The following is a 14,207-nucleotide window of genomic DNA, read 5'->3' as shown; positions in this document are numbered from 1 at the left end:
GATCAAGGCGCGCCGGATTCGCGGCGCCGCCGGCATTGCCGCGCCAATGGTGCCCTGCTATGTCGCCATCCAAACAGAGATCTGTGCCCGAAGGAAAGGCTGCCCCCCGTGACCGATTACATCGTGAAAGACATTGCTCTGGCCGAATATGGCCGCAAGGAACTGGATATCGCCGAAACCGAAATGCCCGGGCTGATGGCGCTGCGCGAGGAATACGGGGCCTCCAAACCCCTGAAAGGCGCGCGAATTGCCGGCTCTCTGCACATGACGATCCAGACGGCGGTGCTGATCGAGACGCTTGTGGAGCTGGGTGCGGAGGTTCGCTGGGCGTCGTGCAACATCTTCTCCACGCAGGATCACGCCGCCGCCGCGATCGCCGCCGCCGGGGTGCCGGTCTTCGCCATCAAGGGCGAAACGCTGGAGGAATACTGGGATTACGCCGACAAGATCTTCCAGTTCAACGAAGGCGGTTGCAACATGATCCTCGACGACGGGGGCGACGCGACGCTTTACATCCTGATGGGCGCACGGGTCGAGGAAGGCGAGGAAGACCTGATCGCGGTGCCGACGTCGGATGAGGAGGTCGCGCTTTTCGACCAGATCCGCAAGCGGATCAAGGAAACCCCCGGCTGGTTCGTGAAGCAGCGTCACATGATCCAGGGCGTCACCGAAGAGACGACGACCGGCGTTCACCGCCTGTACCAGATGATGGAGAAGGGCCACCTGCCCTTCCCGGCGATCAATGTGAATGACAGCGTGACCAAGTCGAAATTCGACAACAAGTACGGCTGCAAGGAAAGCCTTGTGGACGGCATCCGGCGCGCCACCGACACAATGATGGCCGGAAAGGTGGCCGTCGTCTGCGGCTATGGCGATGTCGGCAAGGGTTCGGCGGCATCCCTGCGCGGGGCCGGGGCCCGCGTGAAGGTGACCGAGGTCGATCCGATTTGCGCCCTGCAGGCAGCCATGGACGGGTTCGAGGTCGTGCTGCTGGAAGACGAACTGCCGCATGCGGATATCTTCATCACCACCACCGGCAACAAGGACGTGATCCGCATCGAGCATATGCGCGAGATGAAGGACATGGCGATCGTCGGCAATATCGGCCATTTCGACAATGAGATTCAGGTCGCCGCGCTGAAGAACCACAAATGGACAAACATCAAGGAACAGGTGGATATGATCGAGATGCCCTCGGGCAACCGGTTGATCCTGCTGTCCGAGGGGCGGTTGCTGAACCTCGGTAATGCCACCGGCCACCCGTCTTTCGTGATGTCGGCCTCCTTCACCAACCAGGTTCTGGCCCAGATCGAGCTGTGGACCAAGGGGGAGGAGTACAACAACGAGGTCTACGTCCTGCCGAAGCTGCTGGACGAGAAAGTCGCGCGCCTGCATCTGAAGAAGATCGGTGTGAAACTGACCCAACTCGCCAAGGAACAGGCGGACTATATCGGCGTGGCGCAGGACGGGCCGTTCAAGCCCGAGCATTATCGGTATTGAAAGAACCAAAGGCGCCGATGACAGGGAAAACGAGACTGGTATTCGTGGCCCGCTGGGCGCGGCGGGACATGGGAAGTTCGCGAATGCGGATCAACCAGCTCGCCGCTCATATGCGCCGGTTCCATGCCGAAGACTACGATACGCGGGTCGCATATGTGAGCCGGGCTCAGAAACTCTGGGTGAAAGCATGGGTCGCGGCTCAGCCAAAGGGCAGCGTCTATGTGTTCTCCAAATATGCCGCCCTTGGCTGGGAACCAGAGGATTTCGAGCGTCTCCGCCGGAAAAGTCGTGCGATTTTGGTCGATTACGTGGATCTGGGCGTCAAGTACATGATTCCCCACGGCGTGGACGGGCATATCGCGACATCCCATATCGGGGCGCACATGTTGCAGAAACATCAGGATGCCCTGAAAGCAGCTGGCCAGACTGTATCCGGCGATATCCATGTCGTGCTGCACAACTACGATGCGGCCCTTGACCGGATCACGTTCACCCCGCCGGACCATCTGTCCGTGGTGTTTTTTGGAAGCCCTGCAGCCGCTGCAACCACCCCGGAAATCCTGCGCCAGCTCACGGTGCTGGAGGCTGGGCTGAAGCCGTCCTTTGACCGGAATGTGGGCAAGCTGGGCGCGTTCAATTGCCATTACTGCGTTCGGCCGGCCATGCCGCAGGAGGATGATCGCTCCTTTCGTCCGTTTACCAAAGGAATAACAGCCGCGGCCTGCAACTCTGTGATCATTACCAACCGACAGACCGACGATGCGGTGGAGCTTCTTGGAGAGGATTATCCGTACATGCTGCCCGATACGTCGGAGAAGACCCTGAACGATGGATTCGGATTTCTGAAGGAGAGCTTCGACGGCCCTCCATGGCATGACGCCATGGAGCGGGTCATGGTGCTGAAGCAGAAAACATCGCATAAAGGCATCGCCGCGCAGTTGCATAGCGCAATCCAATCGGTGAACTAGCCCCCAGGGATTGGAGAGGACCTGCATGTTTGGCTTAGGAAAAAAATCGCGGAGATATCCCGCATCCCGATTTTCCGGCGATGACGGATGTGAGCTATCTGCGGGTTCTGTCGGAGATCGAAGCCCGCCGAAATGTCGAGCGCTATCTGGAGATCGGATCCCGGAGCGGCGATTCAGTCTCCCGGGTGAAGTGCAGCTTCATGGCCGTCGACCCTGAATTTGCCATCCGGGCGGATGTGTTCAACCAATCCGAAGCCATGATGTTTTTCCAGCAGACGAGTGACGACTTCTTCGCGTCCGGCGTGCTGGGACGACTGGGTTGGGTGCCGGACCTCACGTTTGTCGACGGAATGCACCTGTTTGAATATGCTCTTCGCGACTTCATGAATGCCGAAAAGGCGATGGGCGGCAGCGGCATGATCTGCCTGCACGATATCTGTCCCTTCGACTACGAGATGACGACGCGCAACCTCAGCAAGGTCGATCATCTGACGGCCTGGACCGGGGATGTCTGGAAAGTCGTCATGGCACTTCTGGACCTGACTGTCGATATCGTGGCGGCCCGGCGCACGGGTCTGGCCTGCATCAGCAACCTCGATCCGGAGAACAGGGTTCTGGAACAGGAATACGACGCGCTTCTCAAGCGCTACAAGGATCTGGAACTCGCGGAGTTGGGTGCGGGCGCGTATTATGACCGCTTCGATCTCATCGATCCCGAAAGATTCATCTCAAATCTCTAGCCCTCCCCTCGCTGCAGACGGGCCGCGGCGCGCACGCAGGGTCATGGACCGCCGGATGGGCCGGCACGGGAATGCAGGGCGCGTAAGCCTGCGGGCGGCCGAGCCGAGGCCGGGCACGCACATTCTGGCTCCTCGGGTTTTTCGGGTCTTCATGTTTCCCAGGCCAGAGCATTCGGGAAAGAAGAAGAAGCGGCGCCGCTTCAAAGGCGGAGCGGTTTTCAGTCCCCGGTCCGGGTATCAGCCGGGCAAGGGGCGTTTCGCTGTCAGCGGTTCCTGCCGCCCGTCCTTGGCCCTTGGGGGCTGTCTTGGGAAAGGCGCTCGAAAACCGATGTCCTGTTTCGCGGCAGGTGTCGACCCGACCGCTGGCATACCGCCTTTTTTGATGCCACAGATTGATTAATACAGGGTTAGCCCATCGGTGAATTCTCTTTGCAAGGCCGGTACTCCGTGAGCGTGGGAGCCCCGTGCCAAACCCTACAGGAGTTGCCCCATGAACGGTGCCGAAAGCCTCGTCTCCAGTTTTCTTCAAAGCGGGTTGGACACCTGCTTTGCCAATCCCGGCACGTCGGAAATGCACTTCGTCGCCGCATTGGACCGGCACCCCGATATGCGGTGTGTCCTGTGTCTGTTCGAAGGCGGGGCATCGGGCGCCGCAGACGGGTATTTTCGCATGAGCGGCAGGGTTGCCGCCACGATGCTGCATCTGGCCCCGGGCTTCGCCAACGCGATCGCCAATCTGCACAATGCCAGGAAAGCGGGCAGCGGAATCGTGAATGTCATGGGGGATCACGCGACCTATCACCTGCAATATGAAAGCCCGCTGAAAGGGGACACGGCAGGGGCAAGCGCAGTCATCTCCGAATGGACCCGCGTGACCGCCAGCGCCGGCGATGTGGCCAGAGACGGGGCCGCGGCAATCACCGCCGCCCGCAGCGGGGGCGGGAGGATTGCTACGCTGATCCTGCCCGCCGACACGGCATGGGGTCCGGCCGAGGGCGCGGTGACCGCCGCCGCGCCGCCCGCCCTGCACCGACCGGATGAGGCCAGCATCGCCGCAGCGGCGGACCGCCTGTCGCGTGGCAGGTCGGCCCTGCTGATCTCTGGCCCGGCGCTGCGCGCGCCGCATCTGGTCCGCGCGGGCCAGATCGCGGCGGCCACGGGCGCGCGGCTCATGTCGCCCTTGCAGGTTCCGCGCCTGCAACGCGGCGCGGGTCATCCGCCAATACAGTTGCAACCCTATCCGGTCGATCAGAATCTGGCCGCCCATGCGGATCTGAACGGGATCGTGTTATGCGGCGCCAATCGACCGGTCAATTTCTTCGCCTATCCGGGCAAGCCAAGTCTGCCAACACCACCCGGATGCATCATCGAGGATTTGTGCCTGCCGGGCATGGATGTGGGCTGGACCCTTCAGGCGCTGGCCGATCATCTGGAACTGGACGACGATGCGCCGTTCGACACGACACCACTTGATCTGCCCGCCCTTCCCACGGGCGCGATGGAGATTGCCAAAGTGGCCGACGCAATTGCCGCCCTGATGCCGGAAAACGCGATACTGGTGAACGAGGCGGTGACCAATGGCGCGCCGATACTGGCGGCCACAGCGACCGCACGGCCCCATGACCTGCTGGTCACGACCGGCGGGGCGATCGGGCAGGGCCTTCCCGTGGCCACGGGCGCGGCGGTTGCCTGCCCGGACAGGCCGGTGATCGCGCTTAGCGGTGACGGGTCGGCCATGTATACGTTGCAATCGCTCTGGACCATGGCGCGGGAGCGGCTGAACGTTACGGTGCTGATCTTCGCCAATCGCGGCTATCAGATCCTGCGAGGGGAACTGGCCAATCTGGGCGTGACGGAGGTGGGCCGGAACGCCCACGCCATGTTCGATGTGGAAGATCCGCTGCTGGATTGGGTGGCCTTGGCCAGGGGACACGGGGTGCCCGGGCAGCGGGCGGAGACGGCGGACGACCTTGTGGCGGCGCTGGGGGAGGCGCTGGCGACGCCGGGGCCACAGCTGATCGAGATCGTGCTCTGACCGGCCTGATCCGGGCCGGCCGCGGATGAACCGGTGCCGTCGAAACCGAGGGTTTCGGCGCGTCTGAGCCGACGGCGCGCCATTTCCCCTTTCTTTTTGACCTTCTTCGCGCCACTCTCGGCACCGCAAAATGGGGGAAAGCCCCGAACCATAATGACTGGGAGTATCTGATGGGCAAGCGAGACGATTTGATCGCGATCTATGCGGATGATTTGAAAAACAAGTGTGGCATGACACCGGATATGGACCTGCTGACCAAGGTCACGATCGGCTGCGGCCCCGCGATTTACGACGCCGACGCCGCAACCGTGGCTGCCACACAGCCCGGAGAGCTGGAGACGGTGAAGAACAACTTCCTGATCAAGAAGCTGGGTCTGAGCGACGGCCCGCAATTGATGGAGGCGATCAACAGCGTCATTGCGACCTATGGCCAATCCGAGCGCAACAAGTACCGCGCCGTGGTCTATTACATGCTGACCAAGCATTTCGGAAAGGAAAGCGTCTACGGCTGAAGCCGGACCGCACCGAGATCGGAAAGGGGCCGGCCGGTGCGCGGGCCCTTTTTGCATTTCTAAGGGTTCGTTTAGCTTAAATTCTCCGGGCAATTGTTTTGCGTGTGAGATGGCTTGGCGCTATCACCCCCTGCATGCCCGGCCAGGACGGTGGGCCCTCAGATAGAACACGTGCGGAGCGAGATGTGCGCGTGGGTGTTGGAGGGTCCCGGGGGGTCGGGGCCCTCCATTTTTTGCGGGCCGCAGGGGCCTCTCGCAACCTTTCTTCGCATTCCCCCAAGCCTGTTTCCGGCGCAGCGCCAAAGCGCGCATCGGCCTTGGGCCCGGGCGTAGCCGCCAAGGCTGGATCAGGCGAGAGACAATTCAGCCTCGATCTCGATGGCGAAATTCATCGGCAATCCCGCAACGCCGATTGCGGAGCGCGCATGGCGCCCCACCTCCGCGCCGAACACGTCGACGATCAGGTCGCTGAACCCGTTGATCACCAGATGCTGCTGATCATAACCGGGGGCGGAGTTGACCATGCCAAACACGCGGGACCAGCCCGCGACCCGGGACAGGGGGCCGATCTCGGCCCGGAGATTGGCCAGCACCGAAAGCGCGATATCCCGAGCCGCAAGCGCCGCCGCCTCGGTCGACAGATCTGCGCCGACCTTGCCATAGGGCCCGGCTATCGCGTCCTCCGATGTCTGTTTCGGATGGCCGGAGACGAACACGCGATCCCCGCGGACATTGATCAGCGCAAATGGCAGATGCAGATCGGGCGGCAGGCTAATCGCGGCGGGAAGCATGAGACCGAGTTCGGCCAGTCTTTCTTCTGGAGTCTGCATGTTGCGGCTCTTCCGCACGGGTCAGCCCCCGGCCCCGCCCAGTTCACAGATCACGGCCCATTCGTGATCTCTGACGGGTTGAACAGACAGCCGGGAGTTTTTCACCAGAACCATTTCGGCCAGACGCGTGTCGCCCTTGATCTGTTCAAGGCTCACAGGTGACTTCAGCGGCCCGACCGCCTTGATATCAACGCACTCCCACCGCTCGTCATCGGTCGTGCTGTCGGGATGCGCCTCGGCAATCACTTCCACGATCCCCACGATCTCCTTATCTTTCTGCGAATGGTAGAAAAAGCCCCGGTCGCCGACTTTCATCTCCTGCATGAAGTTCCGCGCCTGATAGTTGCGGACACCGTCCCATTCCTCTCCGGCATCGCCCCGGGCGACCTGCTGGTCCCATGACCAGGTGGAGGGTTCGGATTTGAAAAGCCAGTATGTCATGGGGGCTACTCCGGTTTCAGGGGGCGGCGCAGAAGCATGTCGATGACAGCATCAAGCGTCAGCGCGCCCGTGGCAAGGGCCGCGACCGCATCGGCAATGGGCGTGTCCAGTTCCGGGCGCGCGGCCAGTTCCTCCGCGGTGGCGAGCCCCTCCACCGTGACGGCGGGATCGGGGCTGCGGCCCTCGGCCAGGGCCATGCCGAAGGCCGTGTTGCGGGATTTCGCGGAGGTGCAGGTCAGAACCAGATCGCCGAGCCCGGAAAGCCCGGAAAGCGTTTCGTCCAGCGCGCCGGCGGCGCGGGCCACACGGCGCATCTCGGCAAAGCCGCGAGCCATCAGCGCAGCCCGCGCGCTTTCCCCAAGCCCGGCCCCCATCACGGCGCCGGCCGCGATGGCGATGACGTTTTTCAGTGCGCCGCCAAGTTCGGCCCCGATCACATCGCTGGTGATATAGAGGCGCAGCGCGGGTGTTGAGAGAGCATGTTGCAGATCCCGGGCCATATCGGCATCCGTGCAGGCCAGAGTCAGGGCCGTTGGCAGCCCGCGGGCCAGATCCTCGGCAAAGCTGGGCCCGGTGAGTTGGGCAATGGCCGTATCCGCGCCCCGGTGCCGGGCGATCAGCGCCGTCGGGCCAAGCCCGGTGGCACGGTGGATGCCTTTGGCGGTCGAAACCAGAGCCTTGGCCCGGAAGGGCGCGCTTCTGCCCAGAAACTCATCCATCTTCTGGGTCGGGATGGCGAGGATCAGGATCGGCGCGGTCAGCTCTGCGAGATCCCCGGTCACACGGACTGTCGGCGGCAATGTGTAGCCGGGCAGGCGACGGGTGTTTTCGCGCGCCGCGTCGATGGCCGCGGCCCCGTCACGGGCCCAGAGTCGCACCGGATGGCCGGCATTGCCAAGGGTGATGGCCAGAGCGGTGCCGAACGCCCCCGCGCCCGCGATATCGATGGGTGTGGGCGTCATGCCTTGGCCCCTTTACGGCCCGAGCCGATCAGAGCCGGGCTGATCAGGTCCAGCGGCCAACGGGGGCGGGCGGACAGGTCCATGCCGTCGCGCTGCCCGCACCGAAACGCCTCCAGCCCCGCATAGGCGATCATCGCGGCATTGTCGGTGCAAAGGGCAAGCGGCGGCGCGACGAAGGGCAGATCCTGCCCGGCCGCGACCTCTTCCAGCGCGGCGCGCAGGGTCTGGTTGGCCGCAACCCCGCCGGCCACCGCAAACCCGCTTAGCCCGGTCTGACCGTAGAGCGCCCGGCGGGATTTCTCGGCCAGAACGTCTCGGACGGCTGCCTGAAAGCTGGCGCAGAGATCGGCACGGTCCTGCGCCGTCAGGCCGGATTTCTTCGCGATCACCGCATCGCGGGCACGCAGGACCGCGGTCTTGAGCCCGGAAAACGACAGATCGGCGCCCGGCCGGTCGAGTAGCGGACGGGGCAGTGCGAACCGGGCCGGGTCGCCACCCAGCGCCTCGGCTTCGACCGATGGCCCGCCCGGCTGCGGCAGACCGAGAATGCGGGCGACCTTGTCGAAGGCCTCCCCCGGCGCGTCGTCGATCGTGCCGCCAAGCCGGGTGAAGGCGTCCGATCCGTCCACGCGCAGAAACTGGCAATGTCCGCCCGAGACGAGCAGCATCAGATACGGATAGGCAAGCCCGTGGGTCAGCCGCGGGGTCAGCGCATGCCCGGCCAGATGGTTCACCCCGATCAGGGGTTTGCCAAGCGCGAAGGCAAGTCCCTTGGCCGCCATGACGCCGGACAGAACCCCGCCGATCAGCCCCGGCCCCGCGGTCACGGCGATGGCGTCGATCTCCGCAAGGGTCAGGCCGGCGTGGTCCAGCGCCTCCTCCACCACCAGATCGAGCCGTTCGGCATGGGCGCGGGCCGCGATCTCGGGCACCACCCCGCCGAACTCCGCATGCAGATCGGTCTGGCCCGATACGACGGACGCAAGGATATGCGAGGTGCCGTCATCGCGCAGGATCGCCGCCGCGGTGTCATCGCAGCTGCTTTCAAGGCCAAGAAGGGTCAGGGGCACGGTCATCATCGGCTTCGTTGCTAGGACGTGGGATCGCAGGTAACACTCGGGCCTATGCCTGACAATGCCGACCCCGTTCTGCTCCTGACCCGCCCCGCGCCGCAATCGCGGCAGTTTGCGGCGCGTTTCGCGGGCAGGCTGGACACGGTAATCGCGCCCCTTCAGAAGATCGTGCCTCTGGATGTGGTTCTGGATGATGCCGGGCTTGAGGCGGTGATTTTCACCTCGGAAAACGGCGTGCGGGTGTTTGCGGAGATATCGCCGCGGCGTGATATCTCCGCCTTCTGCGTCGGGGACCGCACCGCCGAGGTGGCGCGCGCGATGGGCCTTGCCGCCAGATCCGCGAAGGGCGCGGCCGGCGATCTGGTGGCAATGGTTCTGGCGGAACGGCCCGCTGGACGGCTGCTGCATCTTCACGGGCGCCATGTGCGGGGCGACGTGGTCGACAGATTGCGCACAGCAGGCCTCGGTGCCGGCGGGCTGGCCATCTACGATCAGGTGAGATGCCCGCCGGATGACGCGTTTCTGAGTGTCGCGGCTGGCAGCCGCCCGGTGATCGCGCCCTTGTTTTCGCCCCGCAGCGCGGCGATCTTCGCCGAGGCGCTTGGCGCGGCGCGGCCCGCGGCTCTGACACTGCCCTGTCTGAGCGCGGCTGTGCGTGAGGCTTTGCCGCCCGATTTGCAGGCATACGCGTTGCTGGCCGATGAGCCGAACGCCGATGCGCTAACTGCGGCAATTACGAGGCATATTTCCCTCTAGCCGCGCCTTGAGGGGCATGCAACGCTGGTCTAAGCTGACTCGGGTGCCCGGTCAGGCGTTGCTCGGGCGCGCGATAGCTGCGACCCGGGCGGCCCATGAAGTACAGTTGAAGGGATGGCATGGTGGCAAGAAAGACCTCAAAGCGATCGGACGACACTGTAGCCGGGGAAGACACGCAGCATGATATCGCCGCCACCCGGGACGAGACCACGGGACGGGAGGAAACCGCCCCCGAAGAGACCAGCCCCGGACCGGCGGACCCCGAAGCGACGGCCCCCGGGGGCGAAGACACGGTCGCGGGGGACAGCGATATGTCGCCGCTGCTCCTCGACAGGCAAAGCTCCGATACGGGCGACGCCCCGCAATCCGATGACAGCAAGACAGACGCGACCGCGGCCGGGGAGCCCCCTCAGCCGGAGGCGACAGAGGACGAGCGCAGGCCCGACCCCGCGCCCGAGCCCACACCCATGGCCACGCTGATGAGCAATGCGACGCCGCCGCAGACGATCGTCGAACAGCGGGGGCCCGGCTTCGTTCCGCTGCTTCTGGGCGGTGTTCTTGCCGCCGCACTGGGCTATGGGGCCGCCTATCTCGGCTTTCTGCCGACACAGCAACCGGGTGAGGACCCGGCCATCGCGGAACTGGGCGCGGCACTGGAGGCGCAATCCCAAGATCTGGCCCAAGATCTGGCGGCGTTGGCCGATCGTGCGGACGGAATCGAAAGCCAGCTGGCCGCGCTGCCCGAACCTGCCGCCCCGCAAGAGATCGATCTGTCCCCTCTTGAGACGGCGATTTCAGACGTCACCGCGACCATTCAGGACCTGACCGATCGAATCGCGGCGCTGGAGGCGCGCCCGGTGCTGACCGGCGAGGGCACGATCGACGATGCCGCGATGGCAGCGGCGATGGCCGATCTGCAGGCCAGCTTGGCCGAACAGCAGGCCGCCAATCTGGCGATGGCCGAACAGGTCGCAAACGCGGCCGCAGAGGCGGAGGCCAGAATCGCCACTGCCGAGGAACGTGCCGAGCGGCGCGTCGGCACGGCCACGGCACAGGCGGCTCTCAGCCAGCTGCGGATCGCGGTGGCGGCCGGCAACCCGTTTTCGGACGCGCTGGCCGATGTGGCGGCAAATGCCGATCTCGAGGTGCCGGACCGGCTGGCCGTGATCGCGGAAACCGGCGTACCGACGCTGGAGGAGTTGCAGGCAAGTTTCCCCGCCGTGGCGCGGGCCGCACTGCCGGTGGCCCTGCGTGAGACCGCAGGCGAGTCCACCGCGGACAGGGTCGGCGCGTTTCTGCGCGGCCAGGTCGGCGGGCGATCTCTGGAACCGCGCGAGGGCGACGACCCGGATGCACGGCTGTCCCGGGCCGAGGCTGCGGTTGCCTCGGGCGATCTGGCAACGGCCTTGATGGAAATCGGCGAGCTGCCGGAAGCTGCCCGTGACCAGATGGCAATCTGGATCAGCGACGCGCAGACCCGGCTGGATGCGACCGACGCGCTCGACGGGTTCGCCGTAGCGCTTGACGGCGCGAATTAGGGGGCGGCGCGATGTTATGGTCCCTGCTCAAAATCGTGCTCTTCGTCGGCATTGTCGCCGCCGTGGCTCTGGGCGCAATCTATCTGCTGGAATCCGGCGACGTGGTGCTGATCACCTTCGCGGGGCGTGAATTCGCGTTGACGCCGCTGGCGTCGGTTGTTGTGGCGCTGGTTCTGCTGCTGGCCATCTGGCTGGTTTTCCGTCTGGCCGGATTGCTGGTGGCGACGCTGCGGTTCCTGAACGGCGACGAGACGGCGATTTCGCGCTATTTCAACCGGCGCAGCGAGCAGAAAGGCTTTCAGGCGCTGGCCGATGGCATGCTGGCACTGGCCGCCGGCGAAGGCCGGCTTGCGATCCGCAAGGCGCAGCGCGCCGAGGGCTATCTTCACCGGCCGGAGATCACAAATCTGCTGATCGCGCAGGGTGCCGAGATGGTCGGCGACCGGGTGCTGGCGACGAATACCCTGAAAGAGCTGGTCAGGGACAGCCGGACCCGGTTCGTGGGTGTGCGCGGGCTGATGAAGCAGAAACTCGATGCGGGCGACACGGAAACCGCACTGAAACTCGCCGAAAAGGCCCTTGCATTGAGACCGCAGCATGAAGAGGTGCAGGACACGCTGTTGCAGTTGCAGGCTCAGCATGAGGACTGGCGCGGGGCGCGCGCGACCCTGTCGGCGAAGCTGAAGGCCGGCAATCTCCCGCGGGACGTGCACAAGCGCCGCGATGCGGTTCTGGCGCTTGCCCATGCGCGCGAGGCGCTGGCCGAGGGCAAGGTTGAAATCGCGCGGCGCGACGCGGCCGAGGCCAACAAGATGTCCCCCGATCTGGTGCCCGCCGCCGTGATGGCCGCGCGGATGGCGATCGACGAGGGCAAACCCAAAGTGGCCACAAAGATCATCCGCAAGGCGTGGGATGCCAAGCCGCACCCCGATCTGGCCGCCGCCTTCGCCGCGATCGAGCCGAACGAGAACCCCTCCGAACGGATGCGCCGGTTTTCCGTGCTGACCAGCCGCCATGTGAATGACGAGGAAACCCGGCTCCTGAAGGCGGAGTTGCACATCGCCGCCGAGGATTTCCACGGTGCCCGCGCCGCCCTGGGTGATCTGGCCGAGACAAGCCCGAGCGCCCGATCACTCACCATCATGGCCGCGATCGAGCGGGGTGAAGGCGGAGAGGATCAACTGGTCCGGGCCTGGCTGGCAAAAGCGGTGACCGCGTCCCGCGGGCCGCAATGGCTCTGTTCCGCCTGCGGCCATATCCATGCCGACTGGCAGCCCGTCTGCGCGCATTGCGACAGCTTCGACACGCTGAGCTGGGAGGCCGCACCGCAAAGCGACGCGGCGCTGACCGGCCCGACGCAGATGCTGCCTCTCATCGTCGGCGCATTGGACGACCGTAGCCATGAAGCTGAGGTGCCGGACGCAGATCTTGTCGATGATCCCGATGCCATCGCGACCGGCGATGCCGGCGAAACCGTGCCGTCCGAGGAGGCCGGCGATGTGGAGGCGACCGCTCGAAATTAGGGCTATCCATCGCCGGGCAAGCTTGCTAAGAGCGCGCCGGGCGCCGCTGTAGCTCAGCTGGTAGAGCACGTCATTCGTAATGATGGGGTCGGGGGTTCGAGTCCCTTCAGCGGCACCACTTTTCCGATCAAGCCAGCCCGAAGGCATTCGGGGACGGGTGGAAATCGCTGGCGCGCGGGTGATTTACTGCCTTGGTGCGGTCGATGGCAAAGGCAGGGCTGCCTGCGAGATTATGTGTGAGACATTGCCCTCATCTCCCTCTTTGAGAGAATGAAGGCGGTCGGTTTCCTTGATGGCCATCGGGGGAGCTGGTGGCGGGCGAACCTCCCCGAGGAATGACCCGATCTGAGGCCGCAAAACATCTAGCCACCCGTCACATCTGTCCGGCCGTCCGAACGGTAGAAGGGCCTTCGCCGCCGAGCATAATCAAGTTTAACGACAAAACATGAACGGCAAATTCAGCGAGGTGGATCGCACCAACATCATTGCATTAGAAGTTTCCAAGGCCAGCCTGACGGTTCACAGGCTGCCCGAGGATCAGCAGATCACAATCCTGAAAACCGTCACAGCGATCAAGCGCCTTCTCAAGCCTGCAAGCAAAGACCGAACGACTTCCGTTATCTGCGAGGCGTCGGGTGGCTATGAGCGCTCCGTACTTGAGCGCTGTTTTGATTTGGAGCTGCCTGTTCACTGCGCTCACGGCACACAGACCAGGAACTTTGCGCAATATCTTGGACTGTCGACGAACACGGATGCGATCGATGCCCGGATGCTGGCACTGTTCGCAGCAAACTCCTAAGACCTGCGCCTTTGGCAGCCTCCCAGTAGGGAAACGGTTGAGCTGTGTGACTTGCGGCTTCGGCGGGATGATTTGGCTCAAATGATCCGCAAGGAACAGAACCGGGTGGACCATCCACAGATCAAAGCGGCTGAACGCCTATCGAAGCGGAACGTCCGCGCCATGATCAAGGTGGTTGACGACTTGGAAAACGAGATCGCAAAGCTGGTTGTTTCGACAGCCGAGTTTCGGCGGAAGTCCGATTTGCTGATGTCCGTTATCGGCGTCGGTCCAAAGACGGCTGCGGCATGTCTGGCTTACATTCCAGAGCTTGGGTCACTGACCAAAGGTGAGGCCGCTACAATCGTGGGCCTTGCGCCACACACTCAGGATTCTGGGTCTTTGGAAGGCCAGCGCCACATCTCATGCGGAAGGCGAGAGGTCAGAGCAAGCCTATACATGGTTGCTCTTTCAAACGACCCCGGATGGCGCGATGTTCTGGACAGGGTGATCGGCTTTCTTGGACGCGATCCGTAAGGGCGGCGGCCTGA

14 protein-coding genes and 1 tRNA gene are annotated in these 14,207 nt (G+C 64.1%); 11 read left to right on the top strand and 4 right to left on the bottom strand.

Translation table 11 applies throughout. The features are described 5' to 3' along the window. Positions 1 to 108 precede the first annotated feature (108 nt). The 5 genes from ahcY (at position 109) to D9R08_RS00930 (ending at position 5,755) form a co-directional block, all read left to right on the top strand. Complete coding sequence (gene ahcY, locus D9R08_RS00950; protein WP_121896135.1) at positions 109 to 1,500, top strand: adenosylhomocysteinase; 1,392 nt, start codon at positions 109 to 111, stop codon at positions 1,498 to 1,500. Between the two features lie 17 nt (positions 1,501 to 1,517). Then, a complete protein-coding gene (locus tag D9R08_RS00945; RefSeq protein WP_147450602.1) occupies positions 1,518 to 2,468 on the top strand; it encodes a hypothetical protein in 951 nt (316 codons plus the stop codon). A gap of 80 nt (positions 2,469 to 2,548) precedes the next feature. Beyond that, a complete protein-coding gene (locus tag D9R08_RS00940) occupies positions 2,549 to 3,208 on the top strand; it encodes a hypothetical protein (protein ID WP_121896133.1) in 660 nt (219 codons plus the stop codon). Positions 3,209 to 3,698: 490 nt separating this feature from the next. Further along, complete coding sequence (locus tag D9R08_RS00935) at positions 3,699 to 5,243, top strand: acetolactate synthase large subunit (RefSeq protein WP_121896132.1); 1,545 nt, start codon at positions 3,699 to 3,701, stop codon at positions 5,241 to 5,243. A 170-nt stretch (positions 5,244 to 5,413) separates the two neighbouring features. Continuing rightward, positions 5,414 to 5,755, top strand: a complete 342-nt coding sequence (locus D9R08_RS00930; RefSeq protein ID WP_121896131.1) for a DUF2853 family protein — start codon at positions 5,414 to 5,416, stop codon at positions 5,753 to 5,755. Positions 5,756 to 6,102: 347 nt separating this feature from the next. Here D9R08_RS00930 and D9R08_RS00925 read toward each other — a convergent pair whose 3' ends face one another. Genes D9R08_RS00925 through tsaD form a run of 4 tightly spaced genes read right to left on the bottom strand, consistent with a single transcriptional unit; the run spans position 6,103 to position 9,064 of the window. Further along, positions 6,103 to 6,585 carry a RidA family protein gene (locus D9R08_RS00925; protein WP_121896776.1) on the bottom strand — a complete coding sequence of 161 codons (483 nt, stop codon included), beginning with the start codon at positions 6,583 to 6,585 and terminating at the stop codon, positions 6,103 to 6,105. Between the two features lie 21 nt (positions 6,586 to 6,606). After that, positions 6,607 to 7,026 (bottom strand): EVE domain-containing protein, encoded by a 420-nt coding sequence (locus tag D9R08_RS00920; RefSeq protein WP_121896130.1) that lies wholly within the window; start codon positions 7,024 to 7,026, stop codon positions 6,607 to 6,609. A 5-nt stretch (positions 7,027 to 7,031) separates the two neighbouring features. Then, positions 7,032 to 7,988, bottom strand: a complete 957-nt coding sequence (locus D9R08_RS00915; RefSeq protein ID WP_121896129.1) for an NAD(P)H-dependent glycerol-3-phosphate dehydrogenase — start codon at positions 7,986 to 7,988, stop codon at positions 7,032 to 7,034. Further along, on the bottom strand, positions 7,985 to 9,064 hold the full coding sequence (gene tsaD / locus D9R08_RS00910; RefSeq protein WP_121896775.1) for a tRNA (adenosine(37)-N6)-threonylcarbamoyltransferase complex transferase subunit TsaD: 1,080 nt from the start codon (positions 9,062 to 9,064) through the stop codon (positions 7,985 to 7,987). Before tsaD ends, D9R08_RS00915 begins: the two co-directional genes overlap by 4 nt. Positions 9,065 to 9,112: 48 nt before the next feature. Between tsaD and D9R08_RS00905 the strand changes: the two genes are divergently transcribed. The 6 genes from D9R08_RS00905 (at position 9,113) to D9R08_RS00880 (ending at position 14,193) form a co-directional block, all read left to right on the top strand. Beyond that, positions 9,113 to 9,817, top strand: a complete 705-nt coding sequence (locus tag D9R08_RS00905) for a uroporphyrinogen-III synthase (protein ID WP_121896128.1) — start codon at positions 9,113 to 9,115, stop codon at positions 9,815 to 9,817. Between the two features lie 122 nt (positions 9,818 to 9,939). Next, positions 9,940 to 11,355 carry a COG4223 family protein gene (locus tag D9R08_RS00900; protein ID WP_147450601.1) on the top strand — a complete coding sequence of 472 codons (1,416 nt, stop codon included), beginning with the start codon at positions 9,940 to 9,942 and terminating at the stop codon, positions 11,353 to 11,355. Between the two features lie 11 nt (positions 11,356 to 11,366). Beyond that, positions 11,367 to 12,878, top strand: a complete 1,512-nt coding sequence (locus tag D9R08_RS00895) for a heme biosynthesis protein HemY (protein ID WP_121896126.1) — start codon at positions 11,367 to 11,369, stop codon at positions 12,876 to 12,878. A 42-nt stretch (positions 12,879 to 12,920) separates the two neighbouring features. Next, positions 12,921 to 12,996: transfer RNA gene (locus D9R08_RS00890), tRNA-Thr, on the top strand. A 327-nt stretch (positions 12,997 to 13,323) separates the two neighbouring features. After that, the gene (locus D9R08_RS00885) at positions 13,324 to 13,677 is read left to right on the top strand and encodes a hypothetical protein (protein ID WP_121896125.1); all 354 of its coding nucleotides are present in this window, start codon (positions 13,324 to 13,326) and stop codon (positions 13,675 to 13,677) included. 81 nt (positions 13,678 to 13,758) lie between these two features. Continuing rightward, complete coding sequence (locus tag D9R08_RS00880; RefSeq protein ID WP_121896124.1) at positions 13,759 to 14,193, top strand: transposase; 435 nt, start codon at positions 13,759 to 13,761, stop codon at positions 14,191 to 14,193. The last annotated feature ends 14 nt before the right edge of the window (positions 14,194 to 14,207 follow it).

Source organism: Rhodophyticola porphyridii, assembly GCF_003688285.1.
Classification (GTDB): Bacteria; Pseudomonadota; Alphaproteobacteria; order Rhodobacterales; family Rhodobacteraceae; genus Rhodophyticola; species Rhodophyticola porphyridii.
Note: the sequence above shows the minus strand (reverse complement) of the source record. Positions and strands in the feature narration are given on the sequence as shown.

Coding starts and splice junctions, on each gene's coding strand:
- D9R08_RS00930 (WP_121896131.1), top strand. CDS start 5,414: ATGGGCAAGCGAGACGATTTGATCGCGATCTATGCGGATGATTTGAAA.
- D9R08_RS00885 (WP_121896125.1), top strand. CDS start 13,324: ATGAACGGCAAATTCAGCGAGGTGGATCGCACCAACATCATTGCATTA.
- D9R08_RS00935 (WP_121896132.1), top strand. CDS start 3,699: ATGAACGGTGCCGAAAGCCTCGTCTCCAGTTTTCTTCAAAGCGGGTTG.
- D9R08_RS00895 (WP_121896126.1), top strand. CDS start 11,367: ATGTTATGGTCCCTGCTCAAAATCGTGCTCTTCGTCGGCATTGTCGCC.
- D9R08_RS00905 (WP_121896128.1), top strand. CDS start 9,113: ATGCCTGACAATGCCGACCCCGTTCTGCTCCTGACCCGCCCCGCGCCG.
- tsaD (WP_121896775.1), bottom strand. CDS start 9,064: ATGACCGTGCCCCTGACCCTTCTTGGCCTTGAAAGCAGCTGCGATGAC.
- D9R08_RS00880 (WP_121896124.1), top strand. CDS start 13,759: ATGATCCGCAAGGAACAGAACCGGGTGGACCATCCACAGATCAAAGCG.
- D9R08_RS00920 (WP_121896130.1), bottom strand. CDS start 7,026: ATGACATACTGGCTTTTCAAATCCGAACCCTCCACCTGGTCATGGGAC.
- D9R08_RS00945 (WP_147450602.1), top strand. CDS start 1,518: ATGACAGGGAAAACGAGACTGGTATTCGTGGCCCGCTGGGCGCGGCGG.
- D9R08_RS00940 (WP_121896133.1), top strand. CDS start 2,549: ATGACGGATGTGAGCTATCTGCGGGTTCTGTCGGAGATCGAAGCCCGC.
- D9R08_RS00915 (WP_121896129.1), bottom strand. CDS start 7,988: ATGACGCCCACACCCATCGATATCGCGGGCGCGGGGGCGTTCGGCACC.
- D9R08_RS00925 (WP_121896776.1), bottom strand. CDS start 6,585: ATGCAGACTCCAGAAGAAAGACTGGCCGAACTCGGTCTCATGCTTCCC.